We start from the raw sequence: 23,247 nt of genomic DNA on the forward strand, positions 1-23,247 counted from the left end.
AGTGCCGCGGGTCGGCTGGCTCACCGGATTAATTACCCAGGAGGATCAGCGCGGTGCGGATGCGAGAGACGCAAGGCGCGCGTGCTCGCGGCCCGTTCCTTTCGACGATCCTCGCCTACGTGGCCCTGACCAAGCCGCGGGTCATCGAGCTGCTGCTGGTCACCACGATTCCCGCGATGTTGCTCGCCGAACGCGGGCATGTGAATCCGCTGCTCATCCTGAATACGCTTCTCGGCGGGATTATGGCCGCGGCCAGTGCCAACACCCTGAACTGTGTGGCCGATGCGGACATCGACAAGGTCATGAAGCGCACCGCGCGCCGGCCCCTGGCCACCGCATCGGTCACCACCCGCAACGCGCTGATCTTCGGGATCGTGCTCGGTATCGGAGCGTTCGCCTGGTTGTGGTGGACCGCCAACCTGCTGTCTGGTGTGCTCGCCGTGGCCACCATCGCCTTCTACGTCTTCATCTACACGTTGGTGCTCAAGCGCCGCACCGCGCAGAACGTGGTGTGGGGCGGCGCTGCCGGGTGCATGCCGGTGATGATCGGGTGGTCGGCGGTCACCGGCACCATTCAATGGCCGGCCGTGGTGATGTTCCTGATCATCTTTTTCTGGACTCCGCCGCACACCTGGGCGCTGGCCATGCGCTACAAGGAGGACTACCGGGCTGCGGGCGTCCCCATGCTGCCCGTGATCGCCACCGAGGAGAAGGTCACCCGGCTGATCCTGATCTACACCTGGCTGACGGTGCTGGCCACGCTGGCACTCGCGCTGGCCGCCGGTGTCATCTACGCCGTGGTCGCATTCCTGGCCGGGGTGTGGTTCCTGGCGATGGCGCACCAGCTGTACTCGGGTGTGCGCAAGGGTCAGCCGATCAAACCGCTGCGGTTGTTCTTGCAGTCCAACAACTACCTGGCCGTGGTCTTCTGTGCGCTGGCGGTCGACTCGGTGGTCGGCTGGCCGCTGCTGTTCGGTAATGGGCTGCTAGGGCACTAGGACGACCGACCCGGTGGTCTTGCGTGCCTCAAGGGCGATGTGGGCCTGGGCGGCCTGCTCCAACGGATAGCTGGCTCCGACGGTGATCTTCAATGTTCCGCGCGACACCAGGTCCAGGACATCGTCGGCGCGCCAGGCGAATTCTTTGGGGGTGCGGATGAAATGCCCCATGGTTGGGCGGGTGAGCACTGCCGACTTGGCGGTGAGGCGCTGCGGATCGAAGGGCGGTACCTGACCACTGGCCGCCCCGTACAGGGCGATCAGGCCACGCACCCGGACTGCCGCCAGGCTTGCCTCGAAGGTCGACTTGCCGACGCCGTCGTAGGCGACCGCCACACCCTCACCCGAGGTCAATTCCAGGATTCGTGAGGCGAACTCCGCCGGATCCGCGGGATCGGGATAGGGCAGCACCTCGGTGGCGCCAGCCGCGCGGGACAGCTTCTCCTTGGCCTCGCTCGACACGGTGGTGATGACCCTGACGCCGCGATGGGTCGCCCATTGGGTCAGCAATAGACCCATACCGCCGGCGCCGGCGTGCACCAGCACGGTGTCACCGGCGGCGACGGGGTACACCGAGGTGAGCAGGTAATGGGCGGTGATGCCTTGAAGCAGGGCGCTCGCGGCAACCTCCGATGACAGGCCCTCGGGCACCTTTGCGGTGTAATCGGCTGGTGCGGTGGTCGATTCGGCGTACCCCCAGGCGGCCACGGGGCTGGCAACCCGGTCGCCGGGGGCAAGGTTTTCGACACCCTCGCCCACCGCGCTTACCACTCCGGTGACCTCGGATCCCGGAATGTGGGGGAGCGGGGCGGCGTAGCTGCCGTTGCGTAGATAGATATCGCGGAAGTTGACCCCCACCGCATCGACGTCGATGAGCACCTCGCCGGGGCCCGGTGTCGGAGCTGTCTTTTCGACGAGGGTGAGCACTTCGGGTCCGCCGGTCACCGGCACTTCGATGGCGCGCATGGGTACCAGTATCCAGGCCACGTACGCTCTACATATGACCGACGAAGCCCAGCCAGACGCGAAGGTGTCCGTTCCGTCGACCGTGCACCGTGCGCTGACCGCGTTCGTGAAGGCGCATCACATGCCCACCAAGGCCGTGTTGCAGCCCATCGGGCAGGCCGGCGTCCGGATCACGCTGGTCGGTGCCGACGGGATCCTGGGTGATCAGGTGGTTGCCGACATCGCCACGGCGCATGCTGCCGTGGCGGCAGTCGAAGGCATCGAGCCCGTTGAGGAATGGGACCGCGAGTTGGTCAGCACCGCCAACCCGGCACCGGGTCACGCCAAGAAGATGGCCGGGTGGGTCGCCCGGACGTAAGGCTGGGACGGCCGGATATCTTCCATCCGCGCATCGTTCTGGCCGGTTGCCCACAACTCGTCTCCGGTGACGGTGACGACGCTGAACTTGTTGCCGCGCTGCGTGTTCGCGACCTGCACGCCCGGTGGCTGTCCTGGGATGACCCTGAGGCCGCACAGGCGGACCTGGTGATCCTGCGTGCTACCTGGGACTATCCCGAACGCCTGGATGAATTCCTGCGGTGGGCCGGATCTGTGCCCAATGTGCTCAACCCGCTGTCGGTAGTGCGCTGGAACACCGATAAGCGCTATCTGAATGATCTTGCCGCAGCTGGTATCTCGACGGTTCCTAGCACTTTCTTCGCGCCCGATGAGCCCGTCGTGCTGCCCGACGGCGAACTGGTGATCAAGCCCTCGGTGGCCGGTGGATCGCGTGGCGCGGGGCGCTTCACGTGCCCGGAGGCTGCGCGTAATCATGCCGAGGCGCTGCAAGATGAGGGTCGCACGGTGCTCATCCAGCCCTACGACCCGCGCGTCGACACGCACGGCGAGACGGCATTGGTCTTTCTCAACGGCGAACCGTCCCATGCGTTTACCAAGGGGGCGCTGCTGCCTCCGCCGGGTGCCGCCGCCGAGGTCGACGAGTCGGGTCTGTTCCACTCCGAGCGTCTGGCGCCGGTGAGGCCGTCGGCGGCGTTGTGGAAGTTCGGTGCCGCGGCGCTTGCCGCGGCGGCCACGAAATCCGGTGTCGCGATGACTGAGCTGCTGTACGCGCGAGTCGATGTCATCGGCGGTGTGCACGACGATGACCCACGGCTACTGGAGCTGGAACTGGTCGAGCCGTCTCTGGGCTGGCGTCAGCTGGAGACCGAGGAGCGCGACCTGGCGCAACGAAAGTTTGTGATCGGCGTCGAGGACGCGTTAGAGCGCCTGGGTCTGGGCCCGCTGGGGCAGCACCGACGCGGCTAGCGCCGGAGAGGTCAGCGCCGCCCACAGCGCGGCGGTCGCCGCTGTGCATGCGGCCGCACCCGCGACGTGGACGGCGACGAGCACCGCGGGCACACCCGTGTAGAACTGCACGACGCCCACGAGGCCCTGGGTCAGTGTGAGGGCCGCCAGCACCGTGAAGCGCGCCCAGATGGGTCTGGTCACACCGACGGCTGCCAGTCCGAATCCCAGCCCTAGCAGTAATGCCAGGTAGGCGATGAGCAGTGTGCCGTGTAGATGCACCAGTGTGGTGATCTCGACCTGCAGTCGGGGCACCACGCGGGTGACGCTTTTATCGCCGGCATGGGGTCCTGCTCCGGTCACCAGTGTTCCGGCGACCAGGACCGCGGCCAATGTCACACCGATGAGCGCTGTCAGCCGGCGCAGCGGGGCGGGCGGCGGTGGCACCATGGGGAAATCCGAAACGACATCGGGCTCACCGATTTTCACGTAGAGCAGCGTCGCCAGCCACACCATGCCCATCGATACCAGCAGGTGGATCGCGACGGTCCACCACAACAGGCCGGTCAGTACGGTGATGCCACCGATGACTGCCTGCAGGACCGTCGAGGCCGGCATCAGCCAGGCATAGATGAGGACCTCGCGCCGGCGCCGTGCGCGTGTCACGGCGAGTACTGCCAACGCGGCGGTGATCACGACCAGGAAGCTGATCATCCGGTTGCCGAATTCGACGGCCTGATGGATGCGCGGCACTTCGGCGACGGCGACGGGGGTGAAGCTCCCCGGGAAGCACTGTGGCCAGGTGGGGCAGCCCAGGCCGGAGGCGGTGACCCGAACCACGGCGCCGGTCACGGCAATTCCGCCCTGGGTCAGCACGACCGCCGCGGCGATGAGGCGCTGCGTCCGCAGGCTCGGCATCGGCAGTAGATCGACTACCCGCAAGAACGCCCGATATAGCACGCGATGAGTCTATGTCACCGCCGACTACGCCTTGTAGTAGTCGCTGCGGGTTCCGTCTGGACACAGGGCTGAGGCGAATAGGCCGGTTGGTTGACGCTTTGCCCCTTGACGTAAGCGATCGGGTGATGAATCCTACGCTGTGTAGAAAAATCCTACATCTCGTAGGAATACTGGCGCAGAGGGAGCGGGCCTGTGAGTGTGATCAGGGAGTGGCTGTCACTACCGAAGGTTGAACCTGCTGAGGACTACGGCTTCTTTGGTCCTGAATCGGTGTCGTGGCGTGTGTGGAGCTACCCGACGTCGCTGTCCATTGGATTTCAGCGCGCCGTGGTGATCGAGGAACTTGATCCCGGATTGATTGCCGCCGTGGACAAGACGCATGAGATCTATTCACGGCCCCGGACTCGTTACGACCGAACCTTGCGGTACTTCGCGATGGTTGCCTTCGATGACAGCAGGTCAACAGCCAAAGCGGCAGATGTCCTGGTCAAGATTCATTCCAAGGCCATTGGCGTCGACCCGGTCACCGGCGAGAACTACGACGCGAACAATCCCGATTCCCAGTTGTGGATCCACCTCACGGCGTGGCATTCGATTCTGATCGCCTATGAGAAGTACGGCCCAGGGCGGCTTTCTGACGAGGACGAAGCGCAGTTCTGGAGTGAATGCGCCCGCGCGGCGGAATTGCAGACGTGCGACCCGGGCGATATCCCCCGAACGCGTGAGGGGATAAGCCAGTACTTCGAAAAGATGCGGCCACAGCTCATCGGCTCTGATATCGCCCGGCAGGCGATGCGGCACTTGCTCAGCGCCGAGGTGATGCTGCCACCGATGCCCCTGCTGTTGCGGCCGTTCACCAAGGTGATCACATGGTTTTTGCGCCGGGGCACCTTGGCGACCATGCCCCGGTGGATGCGGGAGATGGCCGGGCTAAGCGTTGCCCCCCTGCTCGACGCGGTGATCGTGCCACCGATAAGTGCCGCCTTCACGGCGATCAGCATGAGCAAGCGGCTGCAGTTGATCCTGCTGCGGCTGATCTCACCTGCCACCGTGCCCATCGGCGCACGCGTTCTGCTCTCGGTACCGCCGAGAAGCTCGATCACCATGACGCCCAGGGAGGCGCAGGAACTTTACGGCTATGAGATTCCCCGTCGGGCGCACCACGAACTCCGGGAACGGCAACGAACCCGCGTGTTCGGAGAGGGACAGGCTCCCAGCGACGAGGGAATTAGAGAGTCCGAGCCGATTCTCGGCACCGTTGGATGATTCAGAAGGAACACACCATGATCAAGGACCTGCTCGACCGTCGCCTCAGCATCCGCCAGCTCGTCTACCTGGTGATCGTCATCGGTTTGCCGTATGTGGTGATCGGGTTGATTTGGGCAATGACCCACCGTGACCACCTTGAACAACTCACCGGATTGGACAAGCTCTTCTCTATGCTGGGAGAAATTGTCGCCTGGCCGGTGCTCATCATCGCCAACGTGTATCTGCAGTAGCCGGGCCAGTCGTAGGAGGACACCGTCACTGCGCCGCCAGCCTCGACGAATCCGCGTGCCCGGGCCGAACATCTCGGACCGGAGAGGCGGCGGGCGCAGGTGCTGGATACGGCCCTGCAGATCACCGCTGAACAGGGCGTGGCGAATGTGACGATGGCTGCCATCGCCACGCGCATGGGCGTCACTCGCCCCGTTGTGTATGCGTGCTACAACGGGCGAAGCGAGGTACTGACGCAACTGCTGGAACGCGAGACGCGGCTGGCTCTCACCAGCTTGCGTGCCATCCTTCCGCCACAGCGGACGGGCTCTGTTGAGCAGATGTTCGTCGACGGATTCGCAGCTCTGTTGGGCGACGTTGCCACGCGCCCTGCCTCGTGGCAGATCATCGCGGCAGCGCAGTCAGATCCCGTGCTTGCAGAGGCTATTTCGCAGGGCCGGGCGCAGATTCGGGCGCAGATCTGCGAAGTCATGCGACCCCTGCTGCAGCGGTGGCAGGTCCGCGATGTCGATTTCGTCATGCCCCCGCTGGTTGAAACACTCCTGGCAATCAGCGAGGGAGCCATACGGTTGATGCTCGGTCCTGACCCGCGATGGTCCGCAACGGACCTGGCGGATATCGTCGGCCGGGCGGCGTACCGGGCATTGCGGGCGGCTCCTCGCTGAGAGCGAGTCATCGGCACGCCGGGCAGATCCGACGGCTAGCCGAGTCGCCGACTGATCCTGGGTAGTACGTAATTGGAGTACGAGTACTTGCCGGTGATCTTCCCGTCCGCGTCGAAGTGGAAGACGTCCAAGCCTTCCCATCCGAAACGCGGGACGGCAACGGCCGCCAGGCGAGTCGCCGCACCAAGCAGCCGGCTCCGGGACTGGCGTGCGCGGATGTCGTGACGGCATGTCCACCGAATCGTCGCCTTACGTGCGGACTGATCGATCAGCCGGTCGTGCTCGTCGAATGTCATGGCACCGTAGGCGCCTGTGAACTGCGGTTCGAATTCACGACGGATGGCGGCCAAGCCGACATGCCGGGATCCATCGCCCGGGAGGTACTCGGCGTCCTCGGCGAAGTGTTCCATCACCAGGTCCAGATCATTGGTGTTGAACGCAGCCACGAAGCGGTCCAGGGCGACCGCAATATCCGCCATAGGGGGAGCGTACGGGGTCTTTGCTAGTACTCGTCGTGCAAGCGCCACCACTGATACGGCGGCGTCTGCGGCCAGCCGTCGGGTGAGTCCTCCCAATCTTCTTGACGGCCATAGGGTGTGAGGTCGAGCAGCATAAGATCCAGGCGCATCTTGTCCCCGCCCCGGTCGGTACTGAAGTAGGTCTGGTACACACTGTCGCCGTCGCGAAGAAACACGCTGATGCCGAATCCGCTCCCTGCGCCGCAATCCTCGGCGAATGTCGTCTCACGGGACGACACGAACGGGAACGACCACTGCATGCGGTGCTTCAGGGCGTTGATTTGTGCATACGGCATGTCGGACACCACCGCGAAGCTGGTACCGCGGGCGTTCAGATGCTCGTGCCTGCCGATGTTGTCACATACCGAGGCGCACCCGGAGCAGAAGTCATCGGCACCGTTGTCCATGAACTGGTACACGATGAGCTGGTCGCGCCCGTCGAACAGATCCGGCAGCGACAGCTCGCCACCGGGGCCGGTGAACGTGTACCCGCCGGGCATCGCGACCATCGGCATCCGGCGACGCCGAGCGGCCAGATTGTCGAGGGTCCGCGTTGTGGCCTTCTCGTGAACCAACAACTCGGCGCTCGCTTCGAGCCACTCGTTACGGGAAACAATCGGGGGCAGGGGTTTGGCATGGGACATACCGATATAGACCGGTGGTAAGCCACAATCTCATCGGCTCAGGTGAATCGGAACCAGCGCAGCGCACCGTATCCGGCGAGTGAGCCCCACACCGCGAGCACGGCGATCGCGAACCAGTCCACTGACAGCGTCATCGCGGCGGCCAGTGCCTCCGAGAGCGCACCCGAGGGAGACAGCCGCGCCAAGAGCACCACGGCGTGGGGGATCGCGTCGGTGGTGCGACCGTCCTCCAGGGTCAACGCCCCGAGCCCGGCGAAGATGAACCACAGCAGATTCGCCAGGGCGAGCACGATTTCCGCGCGCAGTGTGCCGCCGAGGAGCAGTCCCATCGCCGCGAACGTCGCGGTGCCGAGAGCGATGACTACCGCGCCGAGGAGTAGTCCGACTGGATGCGGGCGCCAGCCCAGCGTGGCACCAATGGCGCCGATGACCGCGGCCTGCAGGACCACCACCGTGACGACGGCGAGTGCCTTGCCTGCGATGATGCCCCACACGGGTAATGCGGTGGCGCCCAGGCGTTTCAGCGCACCATAGCGGCGGTCGAACCCGACGGCGATGGCCTGTCCCGTGAAGGCGGTGGAGATGACCGCGAGCGCCATGATGGCGGGCACGAAAATGTCGGTACGCGAGCCGGGAAACTGGCCCAGCGGCAGCAGCGTCAGTCCGATGAGCAGGGTGATCGGGATGAACATGGTGAGCAGCAGCTGTTCGCCGTTGCGGAGCAGCAGCTTGAGTTCCAGCCAGAACTGCGCAAACAGCATGGTGTGCACGGCGCTGGGGCGCGGGTCTGGGGCGAAGGTGCCCGGGTCGAACCGTGGGGTCATCTCGCTCATCGCAACTCCCGCCCGGTCAGCTCCAGGAATACGTCCTCGAGGCTCCGTTTCTCCACCCGTAGGTCGGTGGTCAGCACATCCATCCGGGCGCACCACGCGGTGACGGTGGCCAGCACCTGCGGGTCGACGACGCCCTCGACCCGGTACTCGCCCGGTGTCACCTCGGCGACCTTGTATCCCTCGGGCAGCGCCGACGTGAGGAGCGTCAGGTCCAGTCGCGGCGGGGCCGAGAAGCGTAGCTGGTTCTCGGCGCCGGACTGCATCAACTCCGACGGCGTACCGGCGGCTACCACCGCGCCGTGGTCGATGATCATCAGCTGGTCGGCAAGCTCCTCGGCCTCCTTCATGTGGTGCGTGGTCAGCACCACCGAGACGCCATCGCGCCGCAGGCAATCGATGAGTTCCCACACCGCCAGCCGGGCATGGGCGTCCATACCGGCCGTCGGCTCGTCGAGGAACACCAGCTCGGGCCGGCCCACCAGCGCGCATGCCAGCGCGAGGCGCTGCTGCTGCCCTCCAGACAGGCGCCGGTAGGGGGTGCGCGCGGCGTCTGTCAGCCCAAGAGTGTCCAGAAGCCATTGCGGGTCAAGCGGATTGGCGGAATAGGAGGCTACGAGACCGAGCATCTCACTGGCCCGTGCGGTGGGGTAGGCGCCGCCGCCCTGCAGCATCACACCGATACGCGCGCGCACCGCAGAGTTCTTCGCGACCGGATCCATGCCCAGCACCTCGACGGTGCCCTCGTCGGGATGCAAGAAGCCCTCGCACAATTCGACGGTCGTGGTTTTTCCGGCGCCGTTGGGGCCGAGCAGTGCGAAGACCTGGGCCTGCTCTACCTCAAGGTCGAGGTTGTGGAGTGCTGTCGTTGTCCCGTATCGCTTCGTCACCGACCGCATCCGCACCGGGGGTGCCGTCCTTGTCGGTGGTTGCGTCACGGTCAGTCAGCGTAAGCGGCGCGGCTTCGTCACCGTTAGGCAGCCGACGCCACGGCAGATAGTCGTGCGTGATAGCGATGAGCAGGAGCGCGATGATGGCGCTCGCCACGGTGGCGTCGATGATCTGGAACAGCGCGAACCTGTCGCCGTTGGCGGTCGGCCCGAAAATGCCTACGAGCAGGGTGATGCCGATGGCGGTCCCGCGGAAAGCGGGGCGGGTGGCCCACGCGGCCAGCGGGATGATCGCCCACAGCAGGTACCAGGGCTGCACCACTGGAAAGAGCAGCACCGTGATGCCCAGGGCGACACCCAGCCCGCCCACGGGGTGCAGGCGTCCACGCAGCACGGCCAGCAGCAGCCATGACACCGCGATGCCGATGATGCCGATACCGATTCCGCGGGTCAGCGACAGTATCGCGGTGGTGTGATCGCCCAGACCGAGCACGATGCCGACTTGCCCGGTGCCCAGGGCGACGAGGGTCGGCGGCGACATCCAGCTGCGCACGGCGTTCGCGGTGCCGAGTGTGTAGATCCACCCGAACCCGAGCCCGCTGGCGAATCCGATGAGGACCGTGCAAGCGCCGGTCACAGTGCCCAGGAGCGCCCCGGCCTGGAAGAGGCCGCGAACGCCGCCGCCCCATCGGCGAGCCAGCGCCATGCCGACAAAGCCCAGGGCCAGCAGGGAAGGGAGTTTGACCTGCGATGACGCGGTGATCAGTACCGTCCCGGCCAGGAGGTTGCCCAGCGGAACCCAGGTGGCCCATTCGGTATGCACCCCGATGAGGGCACGTGTCGAGTCGATACCGCGCATGGCCAGCTCGGTGCCGGCCAGCATCAGGCCCAGCATGAGCGCTTCATTGTGAATTCCGGCGACCAGGTGCATCAGCAGCAGCGGATTCGCGGCGCCGAGCCAGAGCGCGCTGACTTCCGCGACGCCGCAGCGCTGGGCCAAACGTGGTGTTGCCCAGATGATCAACAGCACTCCGAGCAGTTCGACGAGCCGATGACACAGGGCTCCGGCGACAATGTCGTCACCGGTGAGCCGCGATATGCCCTTGCCGATCCACAGAAACAAGGGACCGTAGGGGGCAGGTGTTTCTCGCCACATGCTGGGCACCGACAGCGTGAACACGTGATCGAGGCCCAGGGCGACCGCCGGACCTTCGGTGTACGGATCCTTGCCCAGGCGCGCGATCTGGCTCTGCGCCAAATACGAGTACACGTCCTTGGAGTACATCGGAGGCGCTACGAGCAGCGGCAAAATCCACAGCAGCAGGGTCCGGTCCAGCTGGCCGCGGGACATCCTGCGGACCGGTCCCCGTTCGCCGTTGGCGTTTTTGTTGCGCAGGCTGCCGATGGCGAAGCGTCCCAGCATGAGCCAGGCCAACGTCATCATCACGGCACCGGTGGTCGTCATCGTCAGGGACACCGTCTGAATGCGCGACGGCAGGTTGAGAAGCCGGACCCCGAAGATCGGATCTTGGATGACGGGTCGCGCGCCGGCGCCGAGCGCACCGATGGCCATGAGCGCTGTTCCGGTGGCGCCGAACAAGCGAGTTCGGTTCATGGCTGTGAGCTCTCGCTCAGTGAGCGGGGCCGACGAACGTTCGTCATCATGCAGATGCGACAGCGACGAACTCAGCCACTGACCACGTACCGACACGCCAGCAGCGTATCGGCCCGCCATGCCCGCTCCGTGGAACCAGTCGGGCAGGGCCTGTCCGGCCGGCGGGGTGCGCTCAACATAGGTAACCCTTGCTAGACGTGGCATTCCGAATTGCGTCACACTGGTGTTGTGAAATTCGGCCAGCCCTCCGCGGTGGCGTCTGCTGCGGCGACGTCGCAGGTGCTGGATGCTGCCCCGGCCGTGTCCCATGATGGCCAGACACGTGTCGCCGTGGTGCGGCTACTCATGGAGTCTGGGCCGGTCACCGCGGGTGAGATCGGGGAACAGCTCGGCCTTTCGCCGCAGGGGGTGCGCCGCCACCTCGACGCCTTGATCGAGGCCGGTGATGCCGTCTCGAATCCGGCGGCCGCATGGCAGCACAACGGCCGGGGGCGCCCGGCTAAGCGGTTCCAGCTCACCGCGGACGGTCGCGCCAAACTCAACCACGCCTACGACGACCTGGCATCTGCCGCCATGCGCCAGCTGCGCGAGATCGGTGGCGACGATGCGGTGCGGATCTTCGCGCGGCGTCGCATTGACTCGATCTTGAGCGATGTCGCGGCCGGTGGGCCGTTCAACGACACCGAGGCCGCGGTGGACCACGTGGCCGTTGCGCTGACCAAGGCCGGATATGCGGCCAGCACCCAGCGGGTCGGTGGAGCGGGCGCGTCCTCGAGCGGCGTGCAGATATGTCAGCATCACTGTCCGGTATCGCACGTGGCCGCGGAGTTCCCCGAACTCTGCGAGGCGGAACAGCAGGCCTTCGCCGAGTTGTTGGGAACACATGTACAACGGCTGGCCACCATCGCCAACGGTGACTGTGCCTGCACGACGCACATTCCCCTGCACGTATCTACACCTCCGGCGCCCAGCCCCGCGCCGGATACAACGATCAGTAAGGAGTCACGATGACCCTCGAGCGTGAGGTGCTGACCCAGGACGAGACAATCGCGTCACTGGGCAACTACGGCTATGGCTGGTCTGACTCCGACGCGGCCGGAGCCAGCGCGCAGCGCGGTCTGTCTGAGGCCGTGGTGCGTGACATCTCGTCGAAGAAGAGCGAGCCCGAGTGGATGCTCGACATCCGCCTGAAGGCGCTGCGCACCTTCGACAAGAAGCCGATGCCGAACTGGGGATCGAACCTCGAGGGCATCGACTTCGACAACATCAAGTACTTCGTGCGGTCCAGCGAGAAGCAGGCGGCCACGTGGGACGATCTGCCCGCCGACATCAAGAACACCTACGACCGCCTCGGCATCCCCGAAGCCGAGAAGCAGCGCCTGGTGTCCGGTGTTGCCGCGCAGTACGAGTCAGAGGTCGTCTATCACTCGATCCGCGAGGACCTCGAGGCCCAGGGTGTGATCTTCCTGGACACCGACTCGGGTCTGCGTGAGCACCCGGAGATCTTCAAGGAGTACTTCGGCAGCGTGATCCCGGCCGGGGACAACAAGTTCTCCGCGCTCAACACCGCGGTGTGGTCGGGTGGTTCGTTCATCTACGTGCCGCCGGGCGTGAAGGTCGATATCCCGCTGCAGGCCTACTTCCGCATCAACACCGAGAACATGGGCCAGTTCGAGCGGACGCTCATCATCGTCGACGAGGGTGCTTACGTGCACTACGTCGAGGGATGTACCGCACCGATCTACAAGTCGGATTCGTTGCACTCGGCCGTGGTGGAAATCATCGTCAAGCCGGGCGGGCGCTGCCGCTACACGACGATCCAGAACTGGTCGAACAACGTGTTCAACCTGGTTACCAAGCGGGCCCGCGCCGAGGCGGGGGCCACCATGGAATGGGTCGACGGCAACATCGGCTCCAAGGTCACCATGAAGTACCCGGCCGTGTGGATGACCGGTGAGCACGCCAAGGGTGAGGTGCTGTCGGTCGCCTTCGCCGGCGAGGGACAACACCAGGACACCGGTGCCAAGATGCTGCACCTGGCGCCGAACACGTCGAGCAACATCGTCTCCAAGTCGGTGGCGCGTGGCGGCGGTCGTGCCTCCTACCGTGGCCTGGTCCAGGTCAACAAGGGGGCGCACGGCTCCCGCTCAACGGTGAAATGTGATGCGTTGCTTGTTGACTCGATCAGCCGCAGCGACACCTACCCGTACGTCGATATCCGCGAAGACGACGTCACCATGGGGCATGAGGCGACCGTCTCGAAGGTCAGTGACGATCAGTTGTTCTATCTGATGAGCCGCGGTATGACCGAGGACGAGGCGATGGCCATGGTGGTGCGCGGGTTCGTCGAACCGATCGCGAAGGAACTGCCGATGGAGTACGCGCTCGAGCTCAACCGGCTCATCGAGCTGCAAATGGAAGGTGCGGTCGGTTAGTCATGACGCAGTTGACTCAAGCTGTCGAAGGCTCCAACAAGGGCGAACTGTTCAGCTCCTACGACGTCGAGGCCTTCGAGGTCCCCGGTGGCCGTGACGAGCTGTGGCGGTTCACCCCGCTGCGCCGCCTGCGCGGGCTGCACGACGGATCGGCTGTCGCGACGGCAGATCCGTCCGTGGGGGTTACCGCCGGCGACGGTGTAACCGTCGAGACGGTCGATCGCGGCGACGAACGGCTCGGTAAGGGCGGGGTTCCGTCAGATCGCGTTGCCGCACAGGCGTACTCCGCGTTCCGGACCGCCACTGTGGTCTCGGTAGGTAAGCAAGCCGTGGTCGCGGACCCGATCTCGATCACCGTGAGTGGCCCCGGCGCGGGCGAGGTGGCCTATGGGCATCTGCAGGTGCGCGCCGCTGAACTGTCCGAGTCGCTGGTGGTCATCGACTACCGAGGCAGTGGAACATACGCTGAGAATGTCGAATTCCTGCTGGAGGACGCGTCTCGGCTGACCGTCGTCTCGATCGCCGACTGGGCCGATGACGCCGTGCATGTCAGCGCGCACCACGCCAAGCTGGGCAAGGACGCGGTGTTGCGCCATATCGCCGTCACCCTCGGTGGCGATCTGGTTCGCCTCACCGGCACCGTCCGGTTCGAGGCGCCGGGAGGCGACGCCGAGCTGCTGGGTCTCTACTACGCAGATGACGGTCAGTTCTTCGAGCATCGACTGCTCGTCGATCACGCCCAACCCAACTGTCGTTCGCATGTCACGTACAAGGGTGCACTGCAGGGAGACCCCGAATCTGGTCGAGCAGACGCGCACACCGTCTGGATCGGCGATGTACTCATCCGCGCTGAGGCAACCGGAACCGACACCTTCGAACTGAACCGCAACCTGATCCTCACCGATGGCGCTCGGGCCGACTCGGTGCCCAACCTCGAAATCGAGACCGGCGAGATTGCCGGGGCCGGGCACGCTAGTGCCACTGGGCGATTCGATGACGAGCAGCTGTTCTACCTGCGCTCGCGCGGTATTGCCGAGGAGGATGCGCGCCGTCTGGTGGTGCGTGGCTTCTTCCAGGACATCATTGGCCGGATCGGGATCGAGTCAGTGCGAGATCGCCTTACCGAGGCCATCGAAAACGAACTCGCCCAGACCAACTCGTAGATAGAAAGCAACTCATGACCACTCTGGAAATCAAGGACCTGCACGTCAGCATCTCGCCCAACGAGGGCGAAACCATCGAGATCCTCAAGGGCGTCAACCTGACGGTGAACTCGGGGGAGACCCATGCGGTCATGGGCCCCAACGGTTCCGGCAAGTCCACGCTGTCCTATGCCATCGCCGGACACCCCAAGTACGAGGTGACCTCGGGATCGATCACTCTCGACGGGCGGGACGTGCTGGAACTGTCCGTGGACGAGCGTGCCCGTGCGGGTCTCTTCTTGGCCATGCAGTACCCGATCGAGGTTCCGGGAGTGTCGATGTCGAACTTCCTGCGCACCGCCGCCACCGCCGTCCGCGGCGAGGCTCCGAAGCTGCGGCACTGGATCAAGGAAGTCAAGGAAGCCATGGGGGAGCTGGAGATCGACTCCGCCTTCGCCGAGCGCAGCGTCAACGAGGGCTTCTCGGGCGGCGAGAAGAAGCGCCATGAGATCCTGCAGTTGGGCCTGCTCAAGCCGAAGATCGCCATCCTGGACGAGACAGACTCCGGGCTAGACGTCGATGCCCTGCGGATCGTCTCCGAAGGTGTGAATCGGTATGCCGAGCGCGAGAATGGCGGCGTTCTGCTCATCACCCATTACACCCGGATCCTGCGCTACATCCAGCCGCAGTTTGTGCACGTCTTTGTTGGCGGGCGCATCGTCGAGTCGGGCGGTCCCGAGCTGGCCGACGAGCTGGAGGAAAACGGCTACGTGCGCTTTACCCAAACGGTGGGAGCCTGACCGTGACGGCCATTGTGCCGCTGGACATCACTCGGATCTCGGAGATCAGGGATGACTTCCCGATCCTGAGCCGGACGGTGCGCGGTGGTAAGCCGTTGGTGTACCTGGATTCCGGTGCGACCTCGCAACGGCCCAAGCAGGTTCTCGATGCCGAGCGGGTCTTCCTTACCGAGCGCAACGCCGCGGTGCATCGCGGTGCTCACCAGCTCGCCGAAGAGGCTACCGACGCCTACGAGGGAGCGCGCCACGCGATCGCCCGTTTTGTGGGCGTTGACGACGGCGAGATCATCTTCACCAAGAACGCCACCGAATCGCTGAACTTGGTGGCGTACACCCTCGGTGACGACCGGTTCGACCGTGCGGTGGGACCCGGCGACGAGGTAGTGATCACCGAGCTGGAACATCACGCGAATCTGGTTCCGTGGCAAGAGCTCTGCCGCCGTACCGGCGCCACCCTGCGCTGGTACGGAGTCACCGACGACGGCCGCATCGATCTTGACTCGCTCGAGCTCACCGAGGCCGTCAAGGTGGTCGCGTTCACCCACCAGTCCAATGTGACCGGTGCGGTTGCTCCCGTCGACGAGCTGGTGCGCCGCGCTAAATCCGTTGGCGCCCTTGTTGTTCTGGACGCCTGCCAGTCGGTTCCGCATATGCCGGTGAATTTCCGGGAACTGGGCGTCGACTATGCGGCCTTTTCGGGGCACAAGATGCTCGGCCCATCGGGGGTTGGCGTGCTGTACGGCCGCCGCGAACTGCTGGAGGTCATGCCTCCGTTCATTACGGGTGGCTCGATGATCGAGACGGTCACCATGGAGAGCAGCACCTACGCGCCGCCGCCCCAGCGATTCGAGGCCGGGGTCCCGATGACCTCCCAGGTGGTCGGACTCGGCGCCGCTGTTGACTACCTGAATGCGATTGGCATGGAAGCAGTTGCCGCGCACGAGCATCAGCTGGTGTCGGCCGCTCTCGCCGGGCTCGGAAGCATCGAAGGCGTCCGCGTCATCGGTCCCGCCGAGAACGTTGATCGTGGGGGTGCGGTCGCCTTCGTGGTGGACGGTATCCACGCGCACGATCTGGGGCAGGTTCTCGATGACGAGGGGGTCGCGGTACGAGTCGGGCATCACTGCGCCTGGCCGCTGCATCGCCGGTTCGGTATCGCGGCGAGCGCCCGTGCCTCCTTTGCGGTCTACAACACCCTGGACGAAGTCGATCGACTGGTTGCCGGCGTCCGCCGCGCGCAGCAGTTCTTCGGTGTCGGGGCGAGCGTGGCGACGAGGGATTGACCGAGCATGCGCCTTGAGCAGATGTATCAGGAAGTCATCCTGGATCACTACAAGCGTCCGCATCATCGCGGGCTGCGTGAGCCGTTCGCGGCCGAAGTGCACCACGTCAACCCGACTTGTGGAGACGAGGTGACTCTGCGAGTCGCCCTGGATGACAACAGGATCGCCGACGTCTCCTATGACGGGCAGGGATGCTCGATCAGCCAGGCCGCGACCTCGGTGTTGACCGATCAGGTGATTGGGCTGACCGTGGATGAGGCGCTCAAGACAGTGGCTTCGTTCAACGAGATGATCTCCTCGCGCGGCACCATCGACGGCGACGAAGACATCATCGGCGACGGCATTGCCTTCGCTGGGGTTTCGCGGTACCCAGCCCGCGTGAAGTGTGCGCTCCTTGGATGGATGGCATTCAAAGACGCGCTCGTCCAGGCAGACGCCGCGACCAGCGGCACAACGGAGAAGGTGAAGCGATGACCGAAGTGTCCGCGGAAGTGAAGCTTCTCGAAGATCTCGAAGAGGCAATGCGCGACGTTGTCGACCCCGAGCTCGGTATCAATGTCGTCGATCTGGGGCTTGTTTACGGCCTCAACGTCGAAGAGGGGGACAGCGGCAAGGTCGCCACCATCGACATGACGCTCACCTCGGCGGCATGCCCGCTCACCGATGTCATCGAGGATCAGTCGCGTAACGCGCTGGTGGGCGCGGGGCTGGTCAAGGAGATCAAGATCAACTGGGTCTGGGTGCCGCCGTGGGGCCCGGACAAGATCACCGACGATGGTCGGGAGCAGCTCCGGGCCCTCGGCTTCACGGTCTAGCGCTGGTGGTGGCCTTCGGGGCCACCAGGTCCCCCGCAGGAACCGTCCTTGGCCGCACGAAGGGTGATCGTCGAGGCCTGCAGGGTGCCCGACGCGTCATCGGGGCCGTGCGCGGCGATGCACTTGCCCGCGGCGATGGCACTCTGGTCCGCTGGGGCGCGCTTGGCGTACATGGTGTCGTTGTTCACGGTCACCGTCGCCGAGGTGGCGGCCCCGCCATTGGGATCGGTGCTGCTTACGGTGATCGTGCTCCCACTGACTGAGGTGACCGTCCCCTGAACAGCCTGATGCTCGGGGCGTTTACCGGGTGTTGGGGCGGGGGATGAGGACTGCTGTTGCTCCTTTGGGTGTTGCTTCGCGCAGTTACCGTCGTTGGCCGGCCAGATCATCACGCGCCGGGCGGTCGGTGGGTTCGAGTCTTGTTGCGCCATCGCGGCAATACAGCTCCCTGCGGTGACATCCGACAATTGTCCGGCCGTGATCTCGGAGACCTTCGTGGACTGGCTGAAGCCGACGGTCGCGGTGCCATCCCTCTTGGTCACCTGAATGGTGTTGCCCGATACCGACGCGATAAGTCCCATCACCTGGTCCTTGTCGCGGTGTTGGCCCTGCTGTGCGGCCGAAGATGTGGTCGGGGTCGCGGACTTTGTGGAGGCGCCAGGGGTATCGGTAGGCGAGCCGCACGCGGCCACTGATAGCGCGGTCAGCCCCGCGAGTGCGAACAGGGCGCCGCGGGCGACCCGTGGTGAGGCGAGTATCTGGGTTGGGGACATCGATGTTCTCCATGGGTTGACGAGTGGGACACCTCAGCGTGCGGGTGCTGACTGAGGTGGCGCTCCGGTGTCTGTGCGAAGTTGCTGTGTGTTGCCGACGTCAGCCTGGGCGATGACCCGTGGCCGAAGCCATGCCCGGAGTTACCGTGGGGGCGGTCCGCATCGCCCATCGGTGGCGGGACCTAAATCGATCTTGGTGGCCTGAAGAACCCCGCCGGCGTCCTTGGTGCCGCGGGCGTCCGCGCATTTGCCGGTGATGATGGCGGTGGCCTCGGTGGGTTGCCGTTTGTCGTAGGCGGTATCAGCGGTCACCGTGACATTGGTCTGGATCTCCGATGCCCCACTGGGATCGGTGTTGGCGACCACGACGGTGCTGCCGTTGACCGACGCGACCGCGCCCTGGACGCTCGGGCCGCCGAACGGCGGCGGGCCCTCGGGAGCGCCGGGCGGTGGTCCCTGCGGTATGCCGGGAGGCGGTGCGCTCCCGGGCGGCGTGTCCACGGCACACTTGTTGTCCTCGGCCGTGCTGATCAGCACGCGCTGTGCGGTGACCTGGTCCGACGAAGCCGCGTCTGCCGTCGCCAGCACGCTGACGCAGCTACCGACGACGACATCCGCAAGCTCTGCGGGTTGCACCTCGGTGAGCTTTGTCATCGTGTTGAAGTCGATGTCGGCGCTGCCGACGGGGTTGGTCACCTGGACGGTGTGGCCCGACACCCCGGAGATCAGCCCACCGGCCCGGTCCTGGCCACCCGCGTGCCGGGTGACGGTGGTCGAGGCAGGGCCGGGCGAGGATGTAACTGCCTTATCCCCGGACCCGCCACATGCCGCGCCGGATAACACGACGGCTCCGGCGATCACGAGCAACATGGGCCGTGGCCAGAGATTTGGTGACATGGTTGACCACGTTATCTGGAATGGATTGGGCGTCGGCGTAGTTTGACACCTCGTGACCGACGTGAGACCAGACGTAGCGCCCCTCTTTGAACCGTTCACCGTCAAATCGCTGACCGCACCGAACCGGTTCGCGATGGCGCCGATGACGCGGTCGGCCTCACCCGGCGGAGTGCCCGGTGAGAATGTGGCGGCGTACTACCGCCGCCGTGCCGCCGGGGGTGTGGGGCTGATCATCACGGAGGGTGTCTTCATTCCGGATGATGCTGCAGGCGGCCAGTCCAGCGTTCCGCGCCTCGTCGGCGATGAGGTGCTGGCGGGATGGTCCGCGGTCACCGATGCCGTGCACGACGAGGGATCGGCGATCGCCGCGCAGCTGTGGCACCAGGGTGTCGAACGCGGCGTCGATCCGGAGTTCAATCCCCAGGTGGAGTCGGTGAGTCCGTCCGGCTTGGGCGGAGATGCCTCCCCGCAAGGTCGTGCACTGCGGACCGGTGAGCTCGCCCCGCTTGCGCAGCAGTACGCGACGGCAGCCCGCAATGCCCAGGCGGCCGGATTCGACGCCGTGGAGTTGCACGGCGCCCACGGCTACCTCCTTGACCAGTTCCTGTGGGAGCGCACCAACGTTCGGGCCGACGGCTATGGCGGCTCGGTCGTCGATCGGGTGCGATTCCCGGTCGAGGTGGTGAGGGCCGTACGTGCCGCCGTCGGGCCGGATTTCCCTATTCTGTACCGGTTTTCACAGTGGAAGCAGGCGGATTACACGGCCACGCTGGCTGACAGCCCGGCGGAATTGGAACGGCTGCTCGCCCCCCTGGTCGAGGCAGGTGTGGATGTCTTCCACCCGTCTACCCGCCGGCACTATGTGCCCGCCTTCGCGGACTTGGCCGGCGATGACGGAGAGCTGAGCCTTGCCGGCTGGACCAAACGTGTCACGGGATTGCCGGCCATTGCCGTCGGCTCGGTGGGATTGCAGACGGAGTTCAAGCCCACCGAGGTGCGGGATATCGAGCCCGCGCCCGTCGAAGCGGTACTGCGACAATTCGCCAACAACGAGTTCGACGTCATCGCGGTCGGCCGTGCCCTGCTGTCGGACCCTGAATGGGTCAACAAGCTGCGGGCGGGGCGACAGGAGGAGTTCGTCGGATTCAACATCGGCAACGCCCTGGCCGCGCTGTACTGAGCAGACCCCTGTACTGAGTGGCGACGGAACATCGCGCACCCCGGCAACGTTGAGGACGACATGGCAACACGTGACATCACCGCTGACGCGTTCAATGACCTGGTCCACGACAACGACATCGTGCTGGTCGATTTCTGGGCCTCCTGGTGCGGACCGTGCCGCCAGTTCGGGCCTGTCTTCGAGGCCTCGTCGGAGGAGAACCCTGATGTCGTCCACGCGAAGGTGGATACCGAAGCCGAGCAGGCTCTGGCGGCGGCGGCGAACATCCGTTCCATTCCGACTCTGATGGTGTTCAAGCAGGGCCAGCTGGTGTTCAACCAGCCCGGTGCGCTGCCGCCCGCATCGCTGGCCGATCTGGTGCAGAAGGTTCGCGAGCTGGACGTTGAGGCGGCGCTGCGCGAACAAGAGGCGTAACACCCGAAGGGCGTCGCCGCACAGAAACGATTTGGTGCAATCCGGCGGGGTCGGTTATATGGACGCATGAGTTTCGTGCTGGTGGATCGTCCGCGCCCGGATATTGCCCTGGTCACCCTGAACCGGCCCGAGCGGATGAATGCCATGGCGTTCGACGTGATGCTGCCCTTCAAGCAGATGCTGGTCGACATCAGCCACGACAACGACGTGCGCGCCGTCATCATCACCGGGGCCGGTAAGGGGTTCTGTTCGGGCGCCGATCAGAAGTCCGCGGGGCCCATTCCGCACATCGGAGGGCTGACCCAGCCGACGATCGCACTGCGATCCATGGAGCTGCTGGACGACGTCATCCTCACCTTGCGCCGCATGCACCAGCCGGTGATCGCCGCCATCAACGGCGCCGCCATCGGTGGCGGTCTGTGCCTGGCGCTGGCCTGCGACGTTCGGGTGGCATCCGAGGCCGCCTACTTCCGGGCCGCCGGTATCAACAACGGACTGACAGCCAGCGAGCTGGGGCTGAGCTACCTGTTGCCGCGCGCCATCGGCACGTCCCGCGCTTCGGACATCATGCTGACCGGCCGCGATGTCGACGCGGACGAGGCAGAGCGCATCGGTTTGGTATCCCGCAAGGTGCCCTCCGAATCGCTACTGGAAGAGTGTTACGCGATTGGAGAGCGCATCGCCGGGTTCTCCCGTCCAGGGATCGAGTTGACCAAGCGCACCATTTGGAGTGGGCTGGACGCCGCTAGCCTGGAAAGTCACATGCATCAAGAGGGCCTGGGCCAGCTCTATGTCCGGCTGCTCACCGACAACTTCGAAGAAGCCACCGCCGCGCGCAAGGAAAAGCGGGCGGCGGCGTTCAGAGACAAGCGCTGACGGCGCGAGACGCGCACACAGCATTCAAGGAGTAAGTAGTGATTACCGCGACGGACCTCGAGGTCCGCGCCGGCGCCCGCACACTCGTCTATGCGCCGGGCCCCGCGTTACGCATCCAGCCCGGTGACCGCATCGGGCTGGTGGGGCGTAACGGGGCCGGCAAGACCACCTCGATGAGAATTCTGGCAGGCGAGGGCGAGCCGTACGCCGGGTCGGTGTCTCGGACCGGTGAAATCGGTTACCTGCCACAGGATCCCAAGGAAGGGAACCTGGACCTGCTGGCGCGCGATCGGGTGCTGTCGGCGCGTGGCCTGGACACCATCATCAGCGAGTTGGAGAAGCAGCAGACGCTGATGGCGGAGCTGGCCGACGAGGATCAGCGCGATAAGGCGATTCGCCGTTATGGGCAGCTGGAAGAGCGCTTCTCGTCGCTGGGTGGGTATGTCGCGGAGAGTGAGGCAGCCCGCATCTGTTCAAGCCTCGGGTTGCCCGAGCGGGTGCTCGTCCAGCCGCTGCGCACGCTTTCGGGCGGTCAGCGGCGACGCGTGGAGTTGGCCCGGATTCTGTTCGGCGCGGCTGAGGGTGGCGCTGGGTCCAATATGACGCTGCTGCTCGACGAGCCGACCAACCACCTCGATGCGGACTCGATCGGTTGGTTGCGCGGTTTCCTGCAGAACCACGAGGGCGGGCTCGTGGTGATCAGTCACAACGTCGATCTGCTGGCCGATGTGGTCAACAAGGTGTGGTTCCTGGATGCCGTTCGCGGCGAGGTCGATGTCTACAACATGGGTTGGCAGAAGTATCTGGACGCGCGGTCGCTGGATGAGCAGCGCCGTCGGCGCGAGCGGGCCAACGCGGAGAAGAAGGCATCGGCCCTGCGTACCCAGGCGGCCAAGATGGGCGCCAAGGCGACCAAAGCCGTTGCCGCGCAGAATATGTTGCGTCGCGCCGAGAAGATGCTGTCAGGACTCGACGAAGAGCGGGTGGCCGACAAGGTGGCCCGTATCAAGTTCCCGACGCCTGCGGCGTGTGGGCGGGTGCCGCTGGTGGCCAAGGGGCTGACCAAGAACTACGGGTCTCTGGAGATATTCACCGGGGTGGATTTGGCCATCGATCGTGGTTCCCGCGTCGTGGTTCTTGGGCTCAACGGCGCGGGGAAGACGACGCTGCTGCGCCTGCTGGCGGGCGCGGAGACCGCGGATGCCGGCGCGCTGGAGCCGGGCCATGGTCTCAAGCTCGGATACTTCGCGCAGGAGCACGACACCCTGGATGATCACGCGACGGTGTGGGAGAACATCCGTCATGCCGCCCCGGATACGGGGGAGCAGGAGCTGCGCGGAATCTTGGGTGCGTTCATGTTCAGTGGCCCGCAGCTGGAACAGCCGGCTGGGACGCTGTCCGGCGGTGAGAAGACCCGTCTGGCCCTGGCGGGTCTGGTGGCCTCGACCGCGAATGTGCTGCTGCTCGACGAGCCGACCAACAACCTGGATCCCGCCTCACGCGAACAGGTTTTGGACGCGCTACGCAGTTACCTGGGGGCGGTCGTTCTCGTCACACACGACCCGGGAGCCGCTGAAGCATTGAATCCACAACGCGTTGTGTTGTTGCCGGATGGCACCGAAGACTACTGGTCGGACGAGTACCGGGACCTCATCGAGCTGGCCTGACCATTTCTCATACGCCATCCGCGTCTCGTGCACCTGCGTGATCACATTTGCGCTATGGTGCAACCGGGTCGAGCCGTCCACAGGGGCAGCGGCATGGA

Annotated in this window: 26 protein-coding genes; 17 read left to right on the forward strand and 9 right to left on the reverse strand. The window is 65.2% G+C overall.

From position 1 onward, the window contains the following. Positions 1–59: 59 nt before the first annotated feature. A complete protein-coding gene (locus B4400_RS15655) occupies positions 60–998 on the forward strand; it encodes a heme o synthase (protein WP_078311961.1) in 939 nt (312 codons plus the stop codon). On the opposite strand, the gene B4400_RS15660 is transcribed toward B4400_RS15655, so the two are convergent. After that, positions 987–1,964 carry a quinone oxidoreductase family protein gene (locus B4400_RS15660; protein WP_078311964.1) on the reverse strand — a complete coding sequence of 326 codons (978 nt, stop codon included), beginning with the start codon at positions 1,962–1,964 and terminating at the stop codon, positions 987–989. The genes B4400_RS15655 and B4400_RS15660 overlap by 12 nt on opposite strands. Positions 1,965–1,998: 34 nt before the next feature. Here B4400_RS15660 and B4400_RS15665 point away from each other — a divergent pair, with 34 nt between their 5' ends. Both B4400_RS15665 and B4400_RS15670 read left to right on the forward strand, forming a co-directional pair. Next, entirely contained in the window at positions 1,999–2,322 is a 324-nt protein-coding gene (locus B4400_RS15665; RefSeq protein WP_078288232.1) for a hypothetical protein, read from the forward strand. After that, a complete protein-coding gene (locus tag B4400_RS15670; RefSeq protein ID WP_078311967.1) occupies positions 2,304–3,269 on the forward strand; it encodes an ATP-grasp domain-containing protein in 966 nt (321 codons plus the stop codon). Before B4400_RS15665 ends, B4400_RS15670 begins: the two co-directional genes overlap by 19 nt. Here the strand turns inward: B4400_RS15670 and B4400_RS15675 are convergent. Next, a complete protein-coding gene (locus tag B4400_RS15675) occupies positions 3,222–4,166 on the reverse strand; it encodes a COX15/CtaA family protein (protein WP_078312078.1) in 945 nt (314 codons plus the stop codon). The two genes, B4400_RS15670 and B4400_RS15675, sit on opposite strands and share 48 nt — an antisense overlap. Before the next feature lie 234 nt (positions 4,167–4,400). Between B4400_RS15675 and B4400_RS15680 the strand changes: the two genes are divergently transcribed. From B4400_RS15680 to B4400_RS15690, 3 genes are all read left to right on the forward strand, one after another. Beyond that, a complete protein-coding gene (locus B4400_RS15680; protein ID WP_078311969.1) occupies positions 4,401–5,474 on the forward strand; it encodes an oxygenase MpaB family protein in 1,074 nt (357 codons plus the stop codon). A gap of 17 nt (positions 5,475–5,491) precedes the next feature. Next, positions 5,492–5,707: a hypothetical protein gene (locus tag B4400_RS15685; RefSeq protein ID WP_078312079.1), complete on the forward strand. Its 216-nt coding sequence runs from the start codon at positions 5,492–5,494 to the stop codon at positions 5,705–5,707. A gap of 99 nt (positions 5,708–5,806) precedes the next feature. Next, entirely contained in the window at positions 5,807–6,370 is a 564-nt protein-coding gene (locus B4400_RS15690; protein ID WP_078311972.1) for a TetR/AcrR family transcriptional regulator, read from the forward strand. Positions 6,371–6,405: 35 nt separating this feature from the next. Here the strand turns inward: B4400_RS15690 and B4400_RS15695 are convergent, their stop codons facing one another. From B4400_RS15695 to mptB, 5 genes are read right to left on the reverse strand one after another with little or no spacing between them, the layout of a single operon-like run. Continuing rightward, the gene (locus B4400_RS15695; protein WP_070952570.1) at positions 6,406–6,849 is read right to left on the reverse strand and encodes a YybH family protein; all 444 of its coding nucleotides are present in this window, start codon (positions 6,847–6,849) and stop codon (positions 6,406–6,408) included. A 23-nt stretch (positions 6,850–6,872) separates the two neighbouring features. Then, positions 6,873–7,532, reverse strand: a complete 660-nt coding sequence (locus B4400_RS15700) for a DUF899 family protein (protein WP_078311977.1) — start codon at positions 7,530–7,532, stop codon at positions 6,873–6,875. 38 nt (positions 7,533–7,570) lie between these two features. Next, positions 7,571–8,365, reverse strand: a complete 795-nt coding sequence (locus tag B4400_RS15705; RefSeq protein WP_170915023.1) for an ABC transporter permease — start codon at positions 8,363–8,365, stop codon at positions 7,571–7,573. Then, entirely contained in the window at positions 8,362–9,261 is a 900-nt protein-coding gene (locus B4400_RS15710; protein ID WP_078311980.1) for an ABC transporter ATP-binding protein, read from the reverse strand. Before B4400_RS15710 ends, B4400_RS15705 begins: the two co-directional genes overlap by 4 nt. Next, complete coding sequence (gene mptB, locus B4400_RS15715; protein WP_078311981.1) at positions 9,203–10,987, reverse strand: polyprenol phosphomannose-dependent alpha 1,6 mannosyltransferase MptB; 1,785 nt, start codon at positions 10,985–10,987, stop codon at positions 9,203–9,205. The genes B4400_RS15710 and mptB overlap by 59 nt, the downstream gene beginning before the upstream one ends. A gap of 108 nt (positions 10,988–11,095) precedes the next feature. Here mptB and B4400_RS15720 point away from each other — a divergent pair, with 108 nt between their 5' ends. The 7 genes from B4400_RS15720 to B4400_RS15750 are packed head-to-tail and all read left to right on the forward strand — an operon-like array spanning position 11,096 to position 17,342. Then, positions 11,096–11,878: a helix-turn-helix transcriptional regulator gene (locus tag B4400_RS15720; protein WP_078311982.1), complete on the forward strand. Its 783-nt coding sequence runs from the start codon at positions 11,096–11,098 to the stop codon at positions 11,876–11,878. Beyond that, positions 11,875–13,302 (forward strand): Fe-S cluster assembly protein SufB, encoded by a 1,428-nt coding sequence (gene sufB, locus B4400_RS15725; RefSeq protein ID WP_070952566.1) that lies wholly within the window; start codon positions 11,875–11,877, stop codon positions 13,300–13,302. The genes B4400_RS15720 and sufB overlap by 4 nt, the downstream gene beginning before the upstream one ends. Before the next feature lie 2 nt (positions 13,303–13,304). Continuing rightward, complete coding sequence (sufD, locus tag B4400_RS15730; RefSeq protein WP_078311983.1) at positions 13,305–14,465, forward strand: Fe-S cluster assembly protein SufD; 1,161 nt, start codon at positions 13,305–13,307, stop codon at positions 14,463–14,465. A gap of 14 nt (positions 14,466–14,479) precedes the next feature. Further along, the gene (sufC, locus tag B4400_RS15735; protein ID WP_078295660.1) at positions 14,480–15,244 is read left to right on the forward strand and encodes a Fe-S cluster assembly ATPase SufC; all 765 of its coding nucleotides are present in this window, start codon (positions 14,480–14,482) and stop codon (positions 15,242–15,244) included. Positions 15,245–15,246: 2 nt separating this feature from the next. Beyond that, the gene (locus B4400_RS15740; RefSeq protein WP_078311984.1) at positions 15,247–16,527 is read left to right on the forward strand and encodes a cysteine desulfurase; all 1,281 of its coding nucleotides are present in this window, start codon (positions 15,247–15,249) and stop codon (positions 16,525–16,527) included. 6 nt (positions 16,528–16,533) lie between these two features. Then, entirely contained in the window at positions 16,534–17,001 is a 468-nt protein-coding gene (sufU, locus tag B4400_RS15745; RefSeq protein ID WP_078311985.1) for a Fe-S cluster assembly sulfur transfer protein SufU, read from the forward strand. Continuing rightward, entirely contained in the window at positions 16,998–17,342 is a 345-nt protein-coding gene (locus tag B4400_RS15750) for a metal-sulfur cluster assembly factor (RefSeq protein ID WP_078311986.1), read from the forward strand. The genes sufU and B4400_RS15750 overlap by 4 nt, the downstream gene beginning before the upstream one ends. Here B4400_RS15750 and B4400_RS15755 read toward each other — a convergent pair. Together B4400_RS15755 and B4400_RS15760 are read right to left on the reverse strand one after the other, a co-directional pair. Next, entirely contained in the window at positions 17,339–18,115 is a 777-nt protein-coding gene (locus B4400_RS15755; protein WP_078311987.1) for a DUF5666 domain-containing protein, read from the reverse strand. The two genes, B4400_RS15750 and B4400_RS15755, sit on opposite strands and share 4 nt — an antisense overlap. A 141-nt stretch (positions 18,116–18,256) precedes the next feature. Continuing rightward, positions 18,257–19,012, reverse strand: coding sequence for a DUF5666 domain-containing protein (locus tag B4400_RS15760; protein ID WP_139360285.1), 756 nt, complete (start codon positions 19,010–19,012; stop codon positions 18,257–18,259). 52 nt (positions 19,013–19,064) lie between these two features. Here B4400_RS15760 and B4400_RS15765 point away from each other — a divergent pair, with 52 nt between their 5' ends. The 4 genes from B4400_RS15765 to B4400_RS15780 all read left to right on the forward strand — a co-directional run bounded on the left by B4400_RS15765 (position 19,065) and on the right by B4400_RS15780 (position 23,149). Further along, the gene (locus B4400_RS15765; protein WP_078311988.1) at positions 19,065–20,192 is read left to right on the forward strand and encodes an NADH:flavin oxidoreductase; all 1,128 of its coding nucleotides are present in this window, start codon (positions 19,065–19,067) and stop codon (positions 20,190–20,192) included. A 60-nt stretch (positions 20,193–20,252) separates the two neighbouring features. Next, on the forward strand, positions 20,253–20,606 hold the full coding sequence (gene trxA, locus B4400_RS15770) for a thioredoxin (RefSeq protein WP_078311989.1): 354 nt from the start codon (positions 20,253–20,255) through the stop codon (positions 20,604–20,606). A 66-nt stretch (positions 20,607–20,672) separates the two neighbouring features. After that, the gene (locus B4400_RS15775; RefSeq protein WP_078311990.1) at positions 20,673–21,482 is read left to right on the forward strand and encodes an enoyl-CoA hydratase; all 810 of its coding nucleotides are present in this window, start codon (positions 20,673–20,675) and stop codon (positions 21,480–21,482) included. Between the two features lie 38 nt (positions 21,483–21,520). Further along, the gene (locus B4400_RS15780; RefSeq protein WP_078311991.1) at positions 21,521–23,149 is read left to right on the forward strand and encodes an ABC-F family ATP-binding cassette domain-containing protein; all 1,629 of its coding nucleotides are present in this window, start codon (positions 21,521–21,523) and stop codon (positions 23,147–23,149) included. Positions 23,150–23,247 lie beyond the last annotated feature (98 nt).

Origin of the sequence: Mycobacterium sp. D16Q13, from assembly GCF_002013375.1 — a bacterium.
Lineage (GTDB): Bacteria > Actinomycetota > Actinomycetes > Mycobacteriales > Mycobacteriaceae > Mycobacterium.